The sequence below is a fragment of the Flavobacterium sp. LS1R10 genome (assembly GCF_003968825.1).
Taxonomy (GTDB): domain Bacteria; phylum Bacteroidota; class Bacteroidia; order Flavobacteriales; family Flavobacteriaceae; genus Flavobacterium.
Genome location: NZ_RYDH01000004.1, coordinates 188,874 through 203,988 on the forward strand (window position 1 = coordinate 188,874; position 15,115 = coordinate 203,988).

General features: G+C 35.9%; 17 protein-coding genes and 1 pseudogene. 1 reads left to right on the forward strand and 17 read right to left on the reverse strand.

Translation table 11 applies throughout. The features are described 5' to 3' along the window. Nucleotides 1-112 precede the first annotated feature (112 nt). The 17 genes and pseudogenes from EKL96_RS09420 to EKL96_RS09500 form a co-directional block, all read right to left on the reverse strand. Nucleotides 113-2,524 carry an SLBB domain-containing protein gene (locus EKL96_RS09420; protein WP_126461327.1) on the reverse strand — a complete coding sequence of 804 codons (2,412 nt, stop codon included), beginning with the start codon at nucleotides 2,522-2,524 and terminating at the stop codon, nucleotides 113-115. A 667-nt stretch (nucleotides 2,525-3,191) separates the two neighbouring features. Further along, on the reverse strand, nucleotides 3,192-3,410 hold the full coding sequence (locus tag EKL96_RS09425) for a hypothetical protein (protein ID WP_126461330.1): 219 nt from the start codon (nucleotides 3,408-3,410) through the stop codon (nucleotides 3,192-3,194). A gap of 386 nt (nucleotides 3,411-3,796) precedes the next feature. Next, the gene (locus tag EKL96_RS09430; protein ID WP_126461333.1) at nucleotides 3,797-4,174 is read right to left on the reverse strand and encodes a hypothetical protein; all 378 of its coding nucleotides are present in this window, start codon (nucleotides 4,172-4,174) and stop codon (nucleotides 3,797-3,799) included. Further along, the gene (locus EKL96_RS09435) at nucleotides 4,153-4,671 is read right to left on the reverse strand and encodes an ATP-binding protein (protein WP_126461336.1); all 519 of its coding nucleotides are present in this window, start codon (nucleotides 4,669-4,671) and stop codon (nucleotides 4,153-4,155) included. Before EKL96_RS09435 ends, EKL96_RS09430 begins: the two co-directional genes overlap by 22 nt. Nucleotides 4,672-4,703: 32 nt before the next feature. Then, a complete protein-coding gene (locus EKL96_RS09440; protein ID WP_126461339.1) occupies nucleotides 4,704-5,003 on the reverse strand; it encodes a helix-turn-helix domain-containing protein in 300 nt (99 codons plus the stop codon). 2 nt (nucleotides 5,004-5,005) lie between these two features. After that, complete coding sequence (locus tag EKL96_RS09445; RefSeq protein WP_126461342.1) at nucleotides 5,006-5,344, reverse strand: type II toxin-antitoxin system RelE/ParE family toxin; 339 nt, start codon at nucleotides 5,342-5,344, stop codon at nucleotides 5,006-5,008. Between the two features lie 289 nt (nucleotides 5,345-5,633). Continuing rightward, nucleotides 5,634-6,473 carry a RhuM family protein gene (locus tag EKL96_RS09450; RefSeq protein WP_199739594.1) on the reverse strand — a complete coding sequence of 280 codons (840 nt, stop codon included), beginning with the start codon at nucleotides 6,471-6,473 and terminating at the stop codon, nucleotides 5,634-5,636. A gap of 96 nt (nucleotides 6,474-6,569) precedes the next feature. After that, nucleotides 6,570-7,178, reverse strand: a complete 609-nt coding sequence (locus EKL96_RS09455; RefSeq protein WP_126461350.1) for a virulence RhuM family protein — start codon at nucleotides 7,176-7,178, stop codon at nucleotides 6,570-6,572. Nucleotides 7,179-7,440: 262 nt separating this feature from the next. Continuing rightward, nucleotides 7,441-7,596, reverse strand: a pseudogene (locus EKL96_RS09460) (GDP-L-fucose synthase); the annotation flags it as partial. Next, the gene (locus EKL96_RS14300) at nucleotides 7,563-7,718 is read right to left on the reverse strand and encodes a hypothetical protein (RefSeq protein ID WP_197037207.1); all 156 of its coding nucleotides are present in this window, start codon (nucleotides 7,716-7,718) and stop codon (nucleotides 7,563-7,565) included. The gene EKL96_RS14300 and the pseudogene EKL96_RS09460, both read right to left, overlap by 34 nt. Further along, a complete protein-coding gene (locus tag EKL96_RS09470; RefSeq protein ID WP_126461353.1) occupies nucleotides 7,718-8,725 on the reverse strand; it encodes a mannose-1-phosphate guanylyltransferase in 1,008 nt (335 codons plus the stop codon). Before EKL96_RS09470 ends, EKL96_RS14300 begins: the two co-directional genes overlap by 1 nt. A 327-nt stretch (nucleotides 8,726-9,052) precedes the next feature. Then, entirely contained in the window at nucleotides 9,053-9,478 is a 426-nt protein-coding gene (locus EKL96_RS09475) for an adenylyltransferase/cytidyltransferase family protein (protein ID WP_126461356.1), read from the reverse strand. A 38-nt stretch (nucleotides 9,479-9,516) separates the two neighbouring features. Beyond that, entirely contained in the window at nucleotides 9,517-10,845 is a 1,329-nt protein-coding gene (locus EKL96_RS09480) for a nucleotide sugar dehydrogenase (RefSeq protein ID WP_199736836.1), read from the reverse strand. A gap of 628 nt (nucleotides 10,846-11,473) precedes the next feature. Continuing rightward, nucleotides 11,474-12,343, reverse strand: coding sequence for an ABC transporter permease (locus EKL96_RS09485; protein ID WP_126461360.1), 870 nt, complete (start codon nucleotides 12,341-12,343; stop codon nucleotides 11,474-11,476). A 51-nt stretch (nucleotides 12,344-12,394) separates the two neighbouring features. Further along, the gene (locus EKL96_RS09490; RefSeq protein WP_126461364.1) at nucleotides 12,395-12,616 is read right to left on the reverse strand and encodes a hypothetical protein; all 222 of its coding nucleotides are present in this window, start codon (nucleotides 12,614-12,616) and stop codon (nucleotides 12,395-12,397) included. 188 nt (nucleotides 12,617-12,804) lie between these two features. Next, on the reverse strand, nucleotides 12,805-13,557 hold the full coding sequence (locus tag EKL96_RS09495; RefSeq protein ID WP_126461367.1) for a pirin family protein: 753 nt from the start codon (nucleotides 13,555-13,557) through the stop codon (nucleotides 12,805-12,807). An 89-nt stretch (nucleotides 13,558-13,646) separates the two neighbouring features. Further along, nucleotides 13,647-14,228, reverse strand: a complete 582-nt coding sequence (locus EKL96_RS09500) for a Crp/Fnr family transcriptional regulator (protein WP_126461370.1) — start codon at nucleotides 14,226-14,228, stop codon at nucleotides 13,647-13,649. 149 nt (nucleotides 14,229-14,377) lie between these two features. Here EKL96_RS09500 and udk point away from each other — a divergent pair, with 149 nt between their 5' ends. Further along, on the forward strand, nucleotides 14,378-14,986 hold the full coding sequence (gene udk / locus EKL96_RS09505) for a uridine kinase (RefSeq protein ID WP_126461373.1): 609 nt from the start codon (nucleotides 14,378-14,380) through the stop codon (nucleotides 14,984-14,986). The last annotated feature ends 129 nt before the right edge of the window (nucleotides 14,987-15,115 follow it).

The following is a 15,115-nucleotide window of genomic DNA, read 5'->3' on the forward strand; positions in this document are numbered from 1 at the left end:
AATTGTATCGAGAAGTAGATTATTAATTTTTCCTTTCCTTTGGATCTGGTTCAAAAATATAAAGTGCTGAATTTTCGATTCCCTTTAGGACTAGAGCAAAAATTAAAGATACCTACTTAAAAGCGGTCAAAATAAGTAACGCTAAACTTGACATTACACTTCCTATTCCTACCCATTCCCCGGCACTCATTTTTTTAACTTCCGGTTTTTCTGGCACTATAATTTGAGAACCTGCAGTCACTTTAGGATACGTTTTTATGAATAAGAAAGAACTTACTACATCTGCTTTACCATTTGGATAAATAATGTAGGCCTTTTTCTTCCAGCCCTTGGCATCGATACCACCAACAGCATCTAAGTAATAATTAAATCCTTTTCCTTTTGTATAAGGAATCTCCGAAGTTAACAATACATTACCTGCCACTTTTACACCTTCATTGTAAGTAGCCACTTCAATCTCATCACCGGGAAACAAAGTTACATTGGTGTTGCTTTTTGGATTTTCAACAATGGCTTTCCAATCCACTGGTATGGTGGCAAATTTTAAATCTTCTTTTAGTTTTTTAGTAAGCTTGTTTTGGATACTGTCTTTTTTACCCAAATTCATATTTACATTTTCCAATGCTTCTATTTGTTCGGCTTGAATGGGTCTCTTGATCTTAACTCCCTGTATATTGGCAACTGATGTCAAGCCACCTGCTCGTGCAACAATATCATAGACTTTGTCTTTTTTAGTTGCCAAAACATATTTTCCGGCATAATGGACCGCTCCGCTGATAGTGACCATCTCTGGTTTATCATAAACGGCCATTTTACGGATATTCACCACATCAAAAGGCTTCAAATCAAAGTTCTTTAACTGTTCATTGTTATCAGCCGTAATTTCGATATTAAACAATTCCGCTTTATTCGGATTGGCATCGTCTATTTCTTCCGATTGAATCATTCTTGCTACCTCAACTCTCTTAGAAGCCGATCCTGTTAATCCACCAGCTTGAACCAATAGATCATTTAAGGTTAAGTTTTCATGATACTGATAAACACCTGGTTTTTTAATCTCACCATCAATGGTTATTTTAAAGTCTTCAACAAAATCTAAAATTGAATACACCGTTACGATGTCTTCTTTAAATAATGCAACATCCGCTTCTAGATCCCCTGCTAAGGCTTTGGCTAAATTTACATTGACTATTTCCGTGGTCAAATCCGATTGTAGTCGAATGATTCTCGCTCTGTTGCTATACGCATCTTCTTTTAGACCTTCCGCCTTTGCAATCAAATCGGAAACACGCATTCCTTCATAAAAAGAATACGTATCCGGTCTAAAAACGGCACCGTCAATTTTGATACGGTTTTCAAAACGATTCAGAATTTTAGTCACTCTAAACACATCCCCGGACAACGGTTTATAAGTATTAAATTCTGCGAATTTTACATCTCGAACTTTAAATTCTTTAGCTGTTTTTTGCAATACATTCACCGAAGCAGTGTACGCCAATTCATTGAATCCTGATGCAAAAGACAGTAAATCTGCAAATGTCTCCCCTTTTTTCATTTCAAAAATACCAGGACGTTTTACCTGTCCCTCGACGGTAACCCTTTGATTGTAGGCCGGAATTCGAATGACGTCATTATCCTTTAATCCCACATTATCCGATTGATTTCCATTGACAAGGAAGCGGTAAATATCAATGTTTTTGTATACTTTATTATCCCTTAACAATTCAATATTTCTGTAACTGCCGTTTTTTCCCGGGCCTCCACCCAAAAACAAAGCATTATAAACCGTTGCCAAAGAAGATATCGAATAATTACCCGGTTGTTTACTGCCAATTATAGTAACTCTAATCGTTCTGATGCGACTTAAAGTCACTGCGACTTGAGATTGTCCTGATCCCACTGTACTATACACTCTTGCGATTGCACCTTTTATTTTTTGGGTAGCAGCCTCAATCGTCATTCCGGAAACGGAAATCTGACCTACATATTGAATGGTTATTTTACCCTCTGTAGATACCGGAATACTAGCATTAAATTCTTGTACTCCATACACACTAACCTGCACTTCATCGCCGGGTCCCAACACGTAATTTACAGGCGTAGCCAATTTTAAATTGGGTTCAAAATTTAAGGTAGGATTATCGAAAAGCTCCGAACCAAAAATTAAAGCATTTAGGGTATCTTTTACTTTCGTATTGACGATTTTTTCTTGTTTTCTATCTTCCGTATCACTGGAATTACTAGTGTTTGAAACGCCTGTTTGCAAGGACAGACCAGCAATTCGAATTCTTAATTTAGCAAACTCCGATGCGGGCATTCCTTTGGCTAGAGCCATAGGTTCTGCTTGTTCAATCGTCATATTGTTTGTTTGCAGCTGAGTTTTTATTTTTGCGATGTCGCTATCGATCAAATTATCCACTTTTAAAGTACTCAAATCAGTACTTTTTAACAAGTCCTGTGCAAGTACGTGGGAAGATTGGAAAAAAGCAAACAACAATAAAAGAGCAACAATTATTTTTCTCATAAGTAATGTGTAAAAATGTGTATTTTTTTAATTCGAAATATTTTAAGTACTATTTTTTTAAATAAGTAATAACTAAAATTTAATGTCGTGTTTTACTAAAATTCTAAATTTATTTGCCATAAATTTCAAAGATTGGCACAGATTAATTCGCCACGCAGCTTTAAAAATCGTTTTAATTCATCCAATCTGTGGCAGAAAACTCTTTTTAATAATTGCCACAATATATTTTTCGTGCTACTTATACTATTTTTTAAATAACAAGAAACCCGTTGGGCGTAATGAATAAATTTCCATTAATCTTAAAGAAAAAATTGATGCACAGCACGTAATTTTAAAATAGAAATAATAACCATGGTATAATGTCGTATTTTAAAATCAAGATAAAATTATGTAACAATATAATTTAAAGCTGTTTTACTTAAAGTTAATTCTTTTGACTTTACGACTTTTAAACTTTCGACTTACTTATGTTTCTATGTGGTTAAAAAATTAAACAAATTGAATTACCCCCAAGGGGTTAACTAGAATAAAACAAACAACTCTTTATCGTTTTTATTGTAGGAAGTTCTATTTTCTCTATCTTAATTTTATTCTGTACCACAAATCTGTGTCAAAAGTTTTAATTATTAGTTTATTAAATCCTAAAATTATCTCGATTTGTATTTTTTTAATACAATAAATCAGAGTTCTCTCTCCAATTGACTATAAAATTCTTAACATCATGAGACCTTTCTTTTTGCAAAATCAAATTAGTGGTATCCGTTGTTAAGGGAGCTTTTTTCGATTTTTTTGAAAGCGGTACGATTAAGTGAGCGCGTAATTTAGTAAATTCTGAAGCGGGCATTCCTGTCGATAACGCTAGAGGTTCGGCCTGATGAATAGTCATATTGTTGCTTTTCAACTAAGCTCTACTCTTTTCGAGAGCAGCACCCGATAAATTGTCTACTGGCGGAGTACTCCAATCGGCAGTTTTTAATATATCCTGAGCGCTTATCTGGACAGAATGAAAGAGGATTAAAAGGACACTACGGCAGTACCTATTATTTCCATAATTGTTTTTCAAGTATTTTAAATTCTAAAGGGGAACACTATTACCTAATAACGAACCGCTACACCCAATTCTTTATTTTTATAAAAGCTTCGCTGCTCAAAATCCCATTTTACAGTTATTTTGTGCGGCTTGCGCAAAAGTAGCAAATTTTTATAGCATTAGAAATAAAAAGGTTTACAATTAATCTTTTCTTAAACGATCAAACTTTTTTCCTTTAACGTTTATTTATATCCCAGTTTTTTTCGATTTTCCCATTTCTTTTGCTCTATTTTTTCTTCAATAAATTGATCCATTACAGTATAAATTTCCATCAATTGTACATCGTGTTCTCCAAGGCGTTGTTCCAAATCATTTTTCAATTCCATGATTTGTTCAGAAAGATGACTTTGCAAACTAATTGTTTTTCTGATTTCTACAAAGGCACGCATAATGGCGATATTAGTTTCAACTGCTTTTTTAGATTTTAAAACCGTACTAAGCATTGCAACTCCTTGTTCACTGAAAGCAAATGGGGTTTGAGGGCTAAACTTTATTGATTCTGGTAGGTTATCACAATTTGTGATAAGCTCCTGCCATTCTATTTTATTGAGTTGAAACATAAAATCATCAGGAAATCGATAATCCTATAATAGCCTCCTGTTTTCGGTGCTCCTTTAAATTCGATTTTATTTTCTTTCTTTAATTGATTAATTCCTCTTTCAATAGTCCTTTGGGGAACGTTCAAAAGGGACTTTATGTTTGAAACATTGATGCCGGGATTGCTTTCAATAAGTACCAGAATGTCTTTTACTCCGCCACTTACTCCGCCATTTACTCCAACGGCATATTTATCCTCAGTATTTTTGCGCCAAAGAATGGTCTTGAAAATTTCTTCCTGTAGAAACTCGGGAGCTTTTTTCAAACCTGCCTCTTCACAAAGTCGAATAATGTCGCCTGTTCCTGTTCCCATCCTTTCGATAAAACCCGCAAGATACATAGGCTCGGCCAGTAAAGGATTGGCTGGAATGGAACTGTGCGGCTTTCTAAGTTTGGCAGTAGTTAATCCATAAGGTAAACTTCCCGGATTCCAAATTTCGAGCCGGTCTTTAAAAAGCATGACCTGAACAAATTGTAGTGAGATGTACTGATTTATAAAAATGTCAATCCTATTCGTTTGTTTAATCCTAATTCAAAAAGTCGAATCAGTGTTGAAATTTGAATATTTCCTTTTCCATTTTCAATTTTAGAAATATAACTTTTTTTAGTCCCTGTCTTTTCGGCAAGCTGTTCCTGTGTCATTTTTGCTTCTTTTCTTGCTTGCTTCAGCATTTCGCTGATAATAAACATTTGAGTGTGTTCCTCATATTTATTTCTGCTTTCTGTTCCAATTTTTCCGTGTTCAACTTCAATAAGTTGATCAAAATTAGTTATGTGGCTATATTTGTCCATGTCTAATTTGTTTTAGTTGAAAAATATTCTTTTCTCAATCGTATTGCTTTTTCTAATTCGCTATTGGGAGTTTTCTGAGTTTTCTTTTGAAAGGCATTGAATAATACAACTACGTTTCCTTTGTCGAAACAACAAAATATTCTGTAAATATTGGATTGATATTCAACTCTTATTTCATAAACTCCATCGCTTCCGGACAAATGTTTTAAAAATTTTTCAGGAACTCTGTCAACTTGCATTACCAGTTCAAGAATATTTTTAATCTTAGCTTTTACTTTATCTTCTTGAATTTTATAAAAGTCAAGAAAGTGATTCTCGTAAAAGATTATCTGTCTACTCATCTTGCAAAGTTAATTTAAAAGATAACTTATTTCAACTTATTTAACGTCTATTTTTCTTTTTACACAAATTTTTATCACACTATAGTTACCCTAAAAGGCTGTTTTTTTTTAGCAGGAACGACTGATAGTTTAATTGGTTAATAGTTTACTATTTCGTTAACCGATTAAACTTTTTCCTCATCGATTAACCGATTAAACCTTTCTTAAACGATTAAACTTTTCTCATCGATTAAACGATTAATCTTTTCTTAACCGATTAAACCTTTCTTAAACGATTAACCCTTTCCTACTACTCGTATAATTTTCCAAGCAATGTTGCAGGGTCAATATTCAATTTTGAGAAAGCAAACCATTTTTTGCCTAAGTCTTTAAGTGATGCTCCTATATGATACACTTCCGTTTCATCGATTATCAAAAAACGATCATGTGATTTGGCAAATTGCTTAATTTCGACAAGTTCGTATTGGGAATTGAACCGCTCTAAATCGAGTTTTAACTGTTTAGTAATGTCTTTTGTGTAAATAATAACGCCAACTCCTTTTTCTCTCTTTGACAACTGTATTAAAACAGTTTCGTCTACGAAATTATCAATAAGAAGGATCGATTTTTTTGCAGATTTTATCAGTCTGGAAACAAAGGAATGTGCATCGAAAATTTGTCCATCATAGAAAATCCCTTGATTAGGAGACAAGTTTGTTTTTAAAATCAAATCAAATTCATTATTTTTCTTTTCCAAAGAACCTACTTTTTTTTCTAAAACATCCATTCGATGATGAATAGCATAGCCTTTGAGCAGATAGTTTTTCAGAATTTTATTTGCCCAAATACGAAACTGAACCCCTCTATTTGATTTCACTCTATAACCTAAAGACATAATCATGTCCAAATTATAAAACTCTACTTGATACGTTTTACCATCACTAGCAGTTGTCGCAAATTTTGCGACAACTTGAACTCCTTCAAGTTCTTCTTTGAGTGCATTAGAAATATGCTTGCCTATAGTTTTAATATCACGATCAAACAAATCAGCGAGTTGAATTCGATTTAACCACACCGTATCATCTTCAATACGAACCTCAATTTGGCTTGTCAGAATTTCAGATTGATAAATGATGATTTCGTTGTTCATTATTTTCTGCTTGCTTGGTTTTTTTTTAAATGGTTAATGGGTTAATCGTTTAACTGGTTAATCGTTTACTATTTCGTTAACCGATTAACCTTTTTTTTAACCGATTAACCTTTTTTCTCTCTTTGACAACTGTATTAAAACAGTTTCGTCAACGAAATTATCAATAAGAAGGATTGATTTTTTTGCAGATTTTATCAGTCTGGAAACAAAGGAATGTGCATCGAAAATTTGTCCATCATAGAAAATCCCTTGATTTAGGGGAAGAGAGGTATTTAACAAAATTTCAATTTTCTGGTCATGCTCAAAAATCTTTTTCTCGATATTTTCAATTCTATTCTGAATCGCATAGCCTTTCAACAAATAGGATTTCAAAGTATTAGTTGCCCATATCCTGAATTGTGTCCCCGTTTTTGACTTCACTCTATAACCGACGGAAATAATCACATCGAGATTGTATAGCTTAACTCTTCGCTTTATGTTCCTAGAACCTTCTTGTTGAACTGTCAAGTATTCCTTGACAGTTGAAAATTCGTCTAGTTCCCCTTCTTTGAAAACATTATTAATATGGAGACTAATATTTTGTTTTGTTGATTGAAATAAATCTACCATTTGTAATTGAGTTAGCCATACAGTCTCATCTTCTATGCGAACCTCAATATGGCTTGACAGCATTTCTGCCTGATAGATAACTATTTCGTTGTGCATTATTTTCTGCTTGCTTGGTTTTTTAAATGGTTAATCGTTTAACTGCTTAATCGTTTACTATTTCGTTAACCGATTATACTTTTTTCTTTAAATGGTTAATGGGTTAAGTGTTTAACTGGTTAATTGTTTACTATTTCGTTAATCGATTAAACCTTTCTTAATCGATTAAACTTTTTTCTCATCGATTAAACGATTAACCTTTTCTTAACCGATTAACCCTTTCCTAACCGATTAAACTTTTCTTAACCGATTAAACTTTTCCCTACATCTTAACTTGCTTAAATGCATTTACATTCTCCAAAAACCAATTGTAGGTTCTCTGGATTCCTTCTTCCAGCTGCACCTGATGTTTCCATCCTAGTGCGTGCATCTTGGAGATGTCCATTAGTTTTCTGGGTGTACCGTCCAGTTTGCTGGTTCCAAGGGACCTGTGAGCAAGTATTCCTCTTTCAAGGGCTGTGGTGCCAATTTAGGATAGATGCACGAACTTCCCACCATTCCATTGTGTCCTGCGATATATATTTTTGAGGCGGTGTCCATTACTGTAATAATTCCGGTTTTTCCTGTTCCAATGCATTGTATACATTCTTAACATCTTGAGAACTATTTTTTTGAAGAATCAAATTAGCAGTATCTGTATAGACGAAAATAGTGTTTTTCATTCCCACAAACGCCGTATAATTTGTATTGCCAATCACCATATTTCCATTGGGATCAACAGGATGCCCCGTTGCCACTAAATAGTCGTACACCGATTCAAAAGAACCCAAGTCCGACCATGAAAATTCAGACACGACCACTTTTATCTTTTTACTACGCTCCATTACCGCATAATCAATACTGATGGACGGTATATCCATGGATAAAGCCAAATCTAGATTTCCATTGCTGTTGTTGTCCCATGCAATTTTAGATTTTTCATAGACTTCCGGATTATAGGCCTTTAATTCCTCCAGAAAAATGCCTGCTTTGAAACAAAACATCCCGCTGTTCCATAAAAAATTGCCTTTAGAGATAAATTCCCTCGCGGTAACTTGGTTTGGTTTTTCCCGGAAGGAAACTACATCCTCACCCTTGCGCTCAATATACCCGTATCCCGTTTCCGGTTTCGTCGGAATAATACCGAAAGTAACAATAAAACCGTTAGAAGCCTTTTCTACTGCTTCCTGAATCGCCTTATTATAGTGTTCCATATCGCCTATAATATGATCCGAGGGCGTCACGATTAAAACAGCCTCCGGATCAGAAGCTAGTGCAGCAAAAGCGATGGCTGCAGCCGTATTTCGCGGAGTAGATTCAACAATATCGATATATGGAGTATTGGATTTTTCTAGAACGTGCCGACTTAAATGACAGTTATCACTATTTCCTACAACCATAATCTGGTCCACCAAAGTACGATTGCGCTCCACGGTCATTGCAAATAACGATTTACCTTCAAATAAATCTAAATATTGTTTGGGTTGACTTTTGCGAGATAGCGGCCACAATCGGCTTCCCACTCCTCCGGTAAGGATTACATGTGTTACTGCAGGCTGTTTTTTCATAGTGTTTTTTGTGCAATTAGTGCTTATAAGTGATTTGACGCCTCGATTTGGGGTTTACAAAACAGCCTATTGGCGACTATTCTAATTATATTTTTATTTAGACAGGAATCAAATTAAATTCCCTTTTTTTCTTTCGCTTCTTTTTTAAAGTTTCGAGTTAATGACTTAAAAACTTAGTATGAAGACTACTAAACGCAAACTTCTTTGCTGTAATGACTTGAATACTTTAGAGTACAGTGAGAGGATGAAATGTTTGAATTTTAGAACATAAACACGCCCCTAACCTCTATAGCTCCACTTTTTACTTTTCACCATTCACTAAAAACACTACTTCTCTTTCATCAGTTCTTTCTCTGTGACTTCTTTTCGCAAGCTGCTACTTGAAAAGCGATGGTCTCGTATATTAAAAAAAAGCACGATCCCTTTTTCTTCACAGTAGTTTCGTCCCGTAAAATTCTTGTCTTTATATTCATCTCCTACGATGCGGACATCAATTTTGAACGCACGTAAAATATCCTCCAGATCTTGCTCTGTTGCATAAGGAACTATTTCATCTACATGCTTACAGCCTTTGAGTTGAATATAGCGTTCAACCACAGATTGGGTAGGCCTGTTTTTTTCAGGACGATCGATAGTAGGATCTGTTTGCAGTCCCGCAATTAAATAGTCACACTGTCCTTTTGCTTCCTCTAACATTTTGATATGTCCGGCATGCAACAAATCAAAAGCACTGAATGTTATCCCTATTTTCATGTTTTCTACTATTATGGTTTGAGTCCGAACGGTACTATTTACAATCTCCCATCGACTGCATCCCCTAAAACTCCTTTTACATCATACAACACACTAGTTTCTTTTTGTAACTGTGACAAATCTATCGCTAAAAAGGCAGCATGCGCCACTCCTAACACAATGGCATCAAATTTATTATTGGGCACTGTAGCGGTTGTTTCTAATTGGTATTCGTGTTGTACTTCTGATGGGTTTGCCAAGGGATCATAAATGGTGATGACAATACCATAATCTGCTAACGCAGTGATTACATCCACAATTTTGGTATTGCGCACGTCGGGACAGTTTTCTTTAAAGGTGATGCCCAGCATTAAAAGTGCCGCACCATTTATAGAAATGCCCTTTTTGATCATCAATTTTACAATTTGAGACGCTACATATTCTCCCATACTGTCATTTAGGCGTCTTCCTGCTAATATAATTTCAGGATGATATCCAAATTCTTGTGCGCGTTGTGCCAAATAATAGGGATCTACCCCAATACAATGTCCGCCCACTAATCCGGGTTTGAAAGGCAGAAAATTCCATTTGGTGCTCGCTGCTTCCAAAACGGCATGCGTATCAATATTCATTAAATTAAATATCTTGGCCAATTCGTTTACAAACGCTATATTGATATCGCGCTGTGAGTTTTCAATTACTTTGGCGGCTTCGGCTACTTTTATACAAGGAGCCAGATGTGTTCCTGCCGTAATAACAGATTGGTATAATTCATTCACTTTTATTCCGATCTCGGGCGTGGAACCAGAAGTCACTTTCAGAATTTTCTCGACCGTATGTTCTTTGTCTCCGGGATTAATTCGTTCCGGGGAATAGCCGGCAAAAAAATCAACATTGAATTTTAATCCTGAAAATTTTTCTAATACAGGCACACATTCTTCCTCAGTTACACCAGGATAAACAGTGGATTCGTAGATAACGATATCGCCTTTTTTTAAAACCTTTCCCACCGTTTCAGAAGATTTGTACAAAGGCGTTAAGTCTGGACGATTATTTTTGTCTACCGGAGTTGGCACCGTGATGATGTAATAATTGCAATCCGCAATAGCAGTGCTTTCTGAAGATACTATTAATCCGTTTGTAGCTGACGATTTTTCGACTGCGCTCTGCCTCTCAACTGCGCTCGAGGAGACAAAACTTGAGACTAATACCTTGCGTAATACTTCATCCGAAATCTCCAGTGTAGTATCCGTGCCTGATTGTAAGGATGCTACCCGAGAGGCATTGATATCAAATCCCACAACAGCATATTGAGTTGCAAATAATCGAGCCAATGGAAGTCCGACATACCCTAATCCAATTACCGCTATTTTTATACTTGAATTCATTTTTTTTTAAACAATTACAATTGAATTGTACATTTTAACCTACCGCTTCGCGACTTCAACTCACATTAATGAGCTGAAAAAGTCATAGATAATAGAGGCAAATATAACTAGAATATGTTGCCGTTTTATTTTTTATTTCTCCTCTGAAACACAAGAAAACATAAAAAAAGACACAAATAACTAGCAATCAATACAAACCATTTGCGAAATCCATTTAAACCCAGATGAAAAATCACCTAAATCAGTGACTAAAAAAGAAGCCCTACCAAACCGATTTTAACTATACCGTACCATACTATAAATGTATCGTCTTTTTGTTTTTTGATAAGAACGGATATTTCCTTTTGAACCAGTAAGGCATTACGGTTTGTTACCCTTAAAAACTTACTTTTATTCCCGTTGCGTGTAATTATACCAAACGTCAGTTCGAGTGCGAAGCGTATCGAGAATCGTTTTTAATTTAAAATTTTCTTGTTCTCGATACGATCCTGCCCAAAAGCGGGATCACTCGAACTGACGGAAAATTATCATCAAAAATTAATTATACCCAACAGCTTAACTTTCTTACTTTTCTTACTGGCTAAAAAATCAATCCTAAAATGAACCCTTTCATCAGGACCGGTGTTCTTTACACTGTATCGATAAAACTTTTTTCGGTTCTGTTAAAAATCAAAACTCCCACTAAGAACACCAGTACCGTAATCAAAAAGGTATATCCCAATCCCAAAACAGATATGTGTCCAACATCCAGCAGCATGTATCGTGTCGTTTCGATCACATACGCCAAGGGATTGTAGGTTATCAGCCAGCCGTAATCCGGCAATTTTTCTTTGATGAGTGCCATTGGGTACATCACGGCGGACAAATACATCAATAATTGCACTCCAAAACCAACCAAATTACTAAAATCTCGGTATTTAGTGACTAAGGAAGAGATAAACATTCCCAGTCCCAATCCTAAAACTCCCATCATAACGATCAGTAGTGGAAAAAACAAAGTCGCTGTATTCATCCCTATGGCAGCTCCTTGGGCATAATAATAGCCGTAAAAACAAATGAATATAAAAAATTGAATTCCAAACTTCAATAAGTTGGAAACAACAATAGACAGCGGTACAATAATGCGAGGGAAATATACTTTCCCAAAGATACCTGCATTACTGCCAAAGGTATTCGAGGTACCATTGAGACAGGCCGTGAAGTAATTCCAAACGGTAATCCCGGCCAAATTAAACAAAAAAGGCGGCACGGTTCCGGTATTGATGCCCGCAACATTATTGAAAATAATAGTAAAAGTAATGGAGGTAAACAGCGGTTGTATAAGGTACCAAAGTGGCCCTAAAACCGTTTGCTTATAGACGGTCACCACATCCCTTTTTACAAAAAGCAGCAGCAAATCTCTATACTGCCACACTTCCTTCAGGTTAAGGGAGAAAAATTTATTTTTAGGTGTTATTTCAAACAGCCAAGTGGTGTTTTTTTGTTCGGAATGGTTCATTGGTTCATGCTAAAATGCTACTTTTTGTTGTTCTTTCCGTGCGAAAAAAGCTCAATTTTCTACTGCTAAACTCAATTGAATTCTTACGAAGCAAATATAAATAATTTGCATTAAGTATTGTTTAAAAAACAACTTGTTCACATAATTCTTTTTTGCTGCGTCAGAATCGTGCGGAACAGTAGCGCCACTTAAATGGTTCTCCAGAAACACTTTCTTTGCTTGCGAATCCTGCAACACACCCACGCCATTCCATGCAGGAATGGCATTTATCAATCGGATTACGGTGGTGGCAATTTATTGACTGGAAACATTCGTGAACATCATGTGTAATTATACCAAACGTCAGTTCGAGTGCGAAGCGTATCGAGAACCGTTTTTAATTCAAAATTTTCTTGTTCTCGATACGATCCCGCCCAAAATCGGGATCACTCGAACTGACGAATATGATCATCAAAAATCAATTACAATTGCATGGGTACTTCCATCAACAGGATTTCGGCACTAGCGGAATTAGCGGTAATTTTAATAGCATTGGTATCCCAGATTCCTACTCCGTCTCGCTCGTTTAAAGCAATGTTTCCTATGGCAAAATCGCCTTTCAAAACAAAAGCGTAGATTCCGTTTCCGGTTTTTTTTAATGCATACGTGGCAGCAAAATCCTTTTCGAATTTCCCTATATGAAACCACGCATCTTGATGAATCCAAACACCTTCATCCTCAGGATTTGGGGATAGAATTTGTTGGAGTTTATTGTGACGGTCGTTTAAATCTAAAGTAACTTGATCATAACGAGGCGTTACATTTTTTTTATTTGGATAAATCCAAATCTGCAAAAATTTAACCAGCTGGTCTTTATTTTTATTGTATTCGCTGTGAAAAATTCCGGTACCGGCACTCATGGCCTGAATATCCCCTTCCTTGATTACGGTAGTATTGCCCATACTGTCATGGTGTTCTAAATCGCCTTCGAGCGGAATAGAAATGATTTCCATATTGTCATGCGGATGTTTCCCAAAACCCATCCCCTGATTGACTCTGTCATCATTGAGCACGCGCAATACGCCAAAATTCATTCGCTCCGGATTTTGATAATTCGCAAAACTAAACGTATGATAGGATTCCAGCCAACCGTGATTGGCATGACCCCGCGTGTTTCCTTTGTGCAAAACAAAATGCGTAAGTACTCCTTCTGTATTTTTATCTGTATTTTCCATTGTCCTATTCTTTAAAATATAATGCAAAGGTGCGTCAAAAAAAAGGCATTTGCATTGAACCAGGACAAGAAATGAAAAATTATGAGACTTTAAAGTTTTGTCATTTTGGTTCTCACTTTACTTAAAAACTCAGCCGAAATCCCCAGATAAGAAGCAATGTAATGCTGGGCAACGCGCTGCGATAGTGTGGGATACTGTTCCAGAAACTCTATGTATTTTTGGGTCGCTGTTTTAGAAATAGTATGAAACAAACGGTCTTGCGTAACGGCCAGACTGCGCTGCATCAGGATGCGGAACGCGCGTTCAAACTTTGGTGCTTTGGCAAATAATTCTTCTTTTGCTTCCGGGCTGAACAGCAAAAAATCACAATCTTCCAACGTTTCGATATACACACGGCTTGGTGCATCTTCGTATATACTAAAAGAAATATCGCTCACCCACGCATTCTCGAGGGCAAATTGCAGAATAACTTCAAAACCATTGTCGTCAATATAATATTTCCGGACACAACCTTTGATGACAAAAGCTTCAAAATGGCACATTTCGCCTTCCTGAAGTAAAACCGTTTTCTTAGCAACGGTTTTATATTCCAGCAAAGAATTGAAAATTTCTAATTCTTTGGGTTCAAAAGTGACATAACGACTTATGTTTTTATTAATTTGGGAATACAATAGTTTCTCGTTTAGAATTTAAAGATAGCTAAATACCCTTAAAAAATGACTCGTAAATATATTAAATTAGCAAGATTTCCTCAAAAAACAAAATCTGCTCTCGATTAAATTCCTATTTTTGTTCCAATAAAAACATAATAAAAAAATTTATGCTCATTATAGGAATTGCAGGTGGTACAGGAAGCGGAAAAACAACCGTTGTACATCAGATTATGAATGAATTACCACAGACAGAAGTTGGTATTATTTCACAAGATTCATATTACAAAGAAAATCACGGACTCTCCTTTGATGAAAGAGCATTGATCAATTTTGATCATCCCCGAGCCATTGATTTTGAGTTGCTAGTGGCCCACCTCAAAGAATTAAAGGAAGGAAATAACATTCACCAACCCGTTTATTCCTTTGTAACCCACAACCGGTCTGACGATACCGTTTTTACTCATCCCAGAAAAGTAATGATTGTAGAAGGAATTTTAATCTTGGCCAATCCCGAATTAAGAGAATTATTTGATGTAAAAATATACGTTCATGCCGATTCTGACGAACGATTAATCCGACGCATGAAACGCGATATAATGGAACGTGGCCGTGATATGAATGAAGTCCTTAACAGATACCAAACCACATTAAAGCCAATGCACGAGCAGTTCATCGAACCAACCAAGGCATTTGCGGACATCATTATTCCAAATGACAAATACAACACGGTAGCCATTGATGTGGTGCGCGCAGTAATAAATCAAAAAATTCTGTGATTTAGTTGTAATTTTAACAGAATAAGTATTAGGAGCTATTTCCCGCTTTCCGTTGCAATCTTTTAGTAGGTGAATCTTCCTTCGTCAGTATCACCTACTAAAAGGATTTCCACTATAATCGGGGCTAAA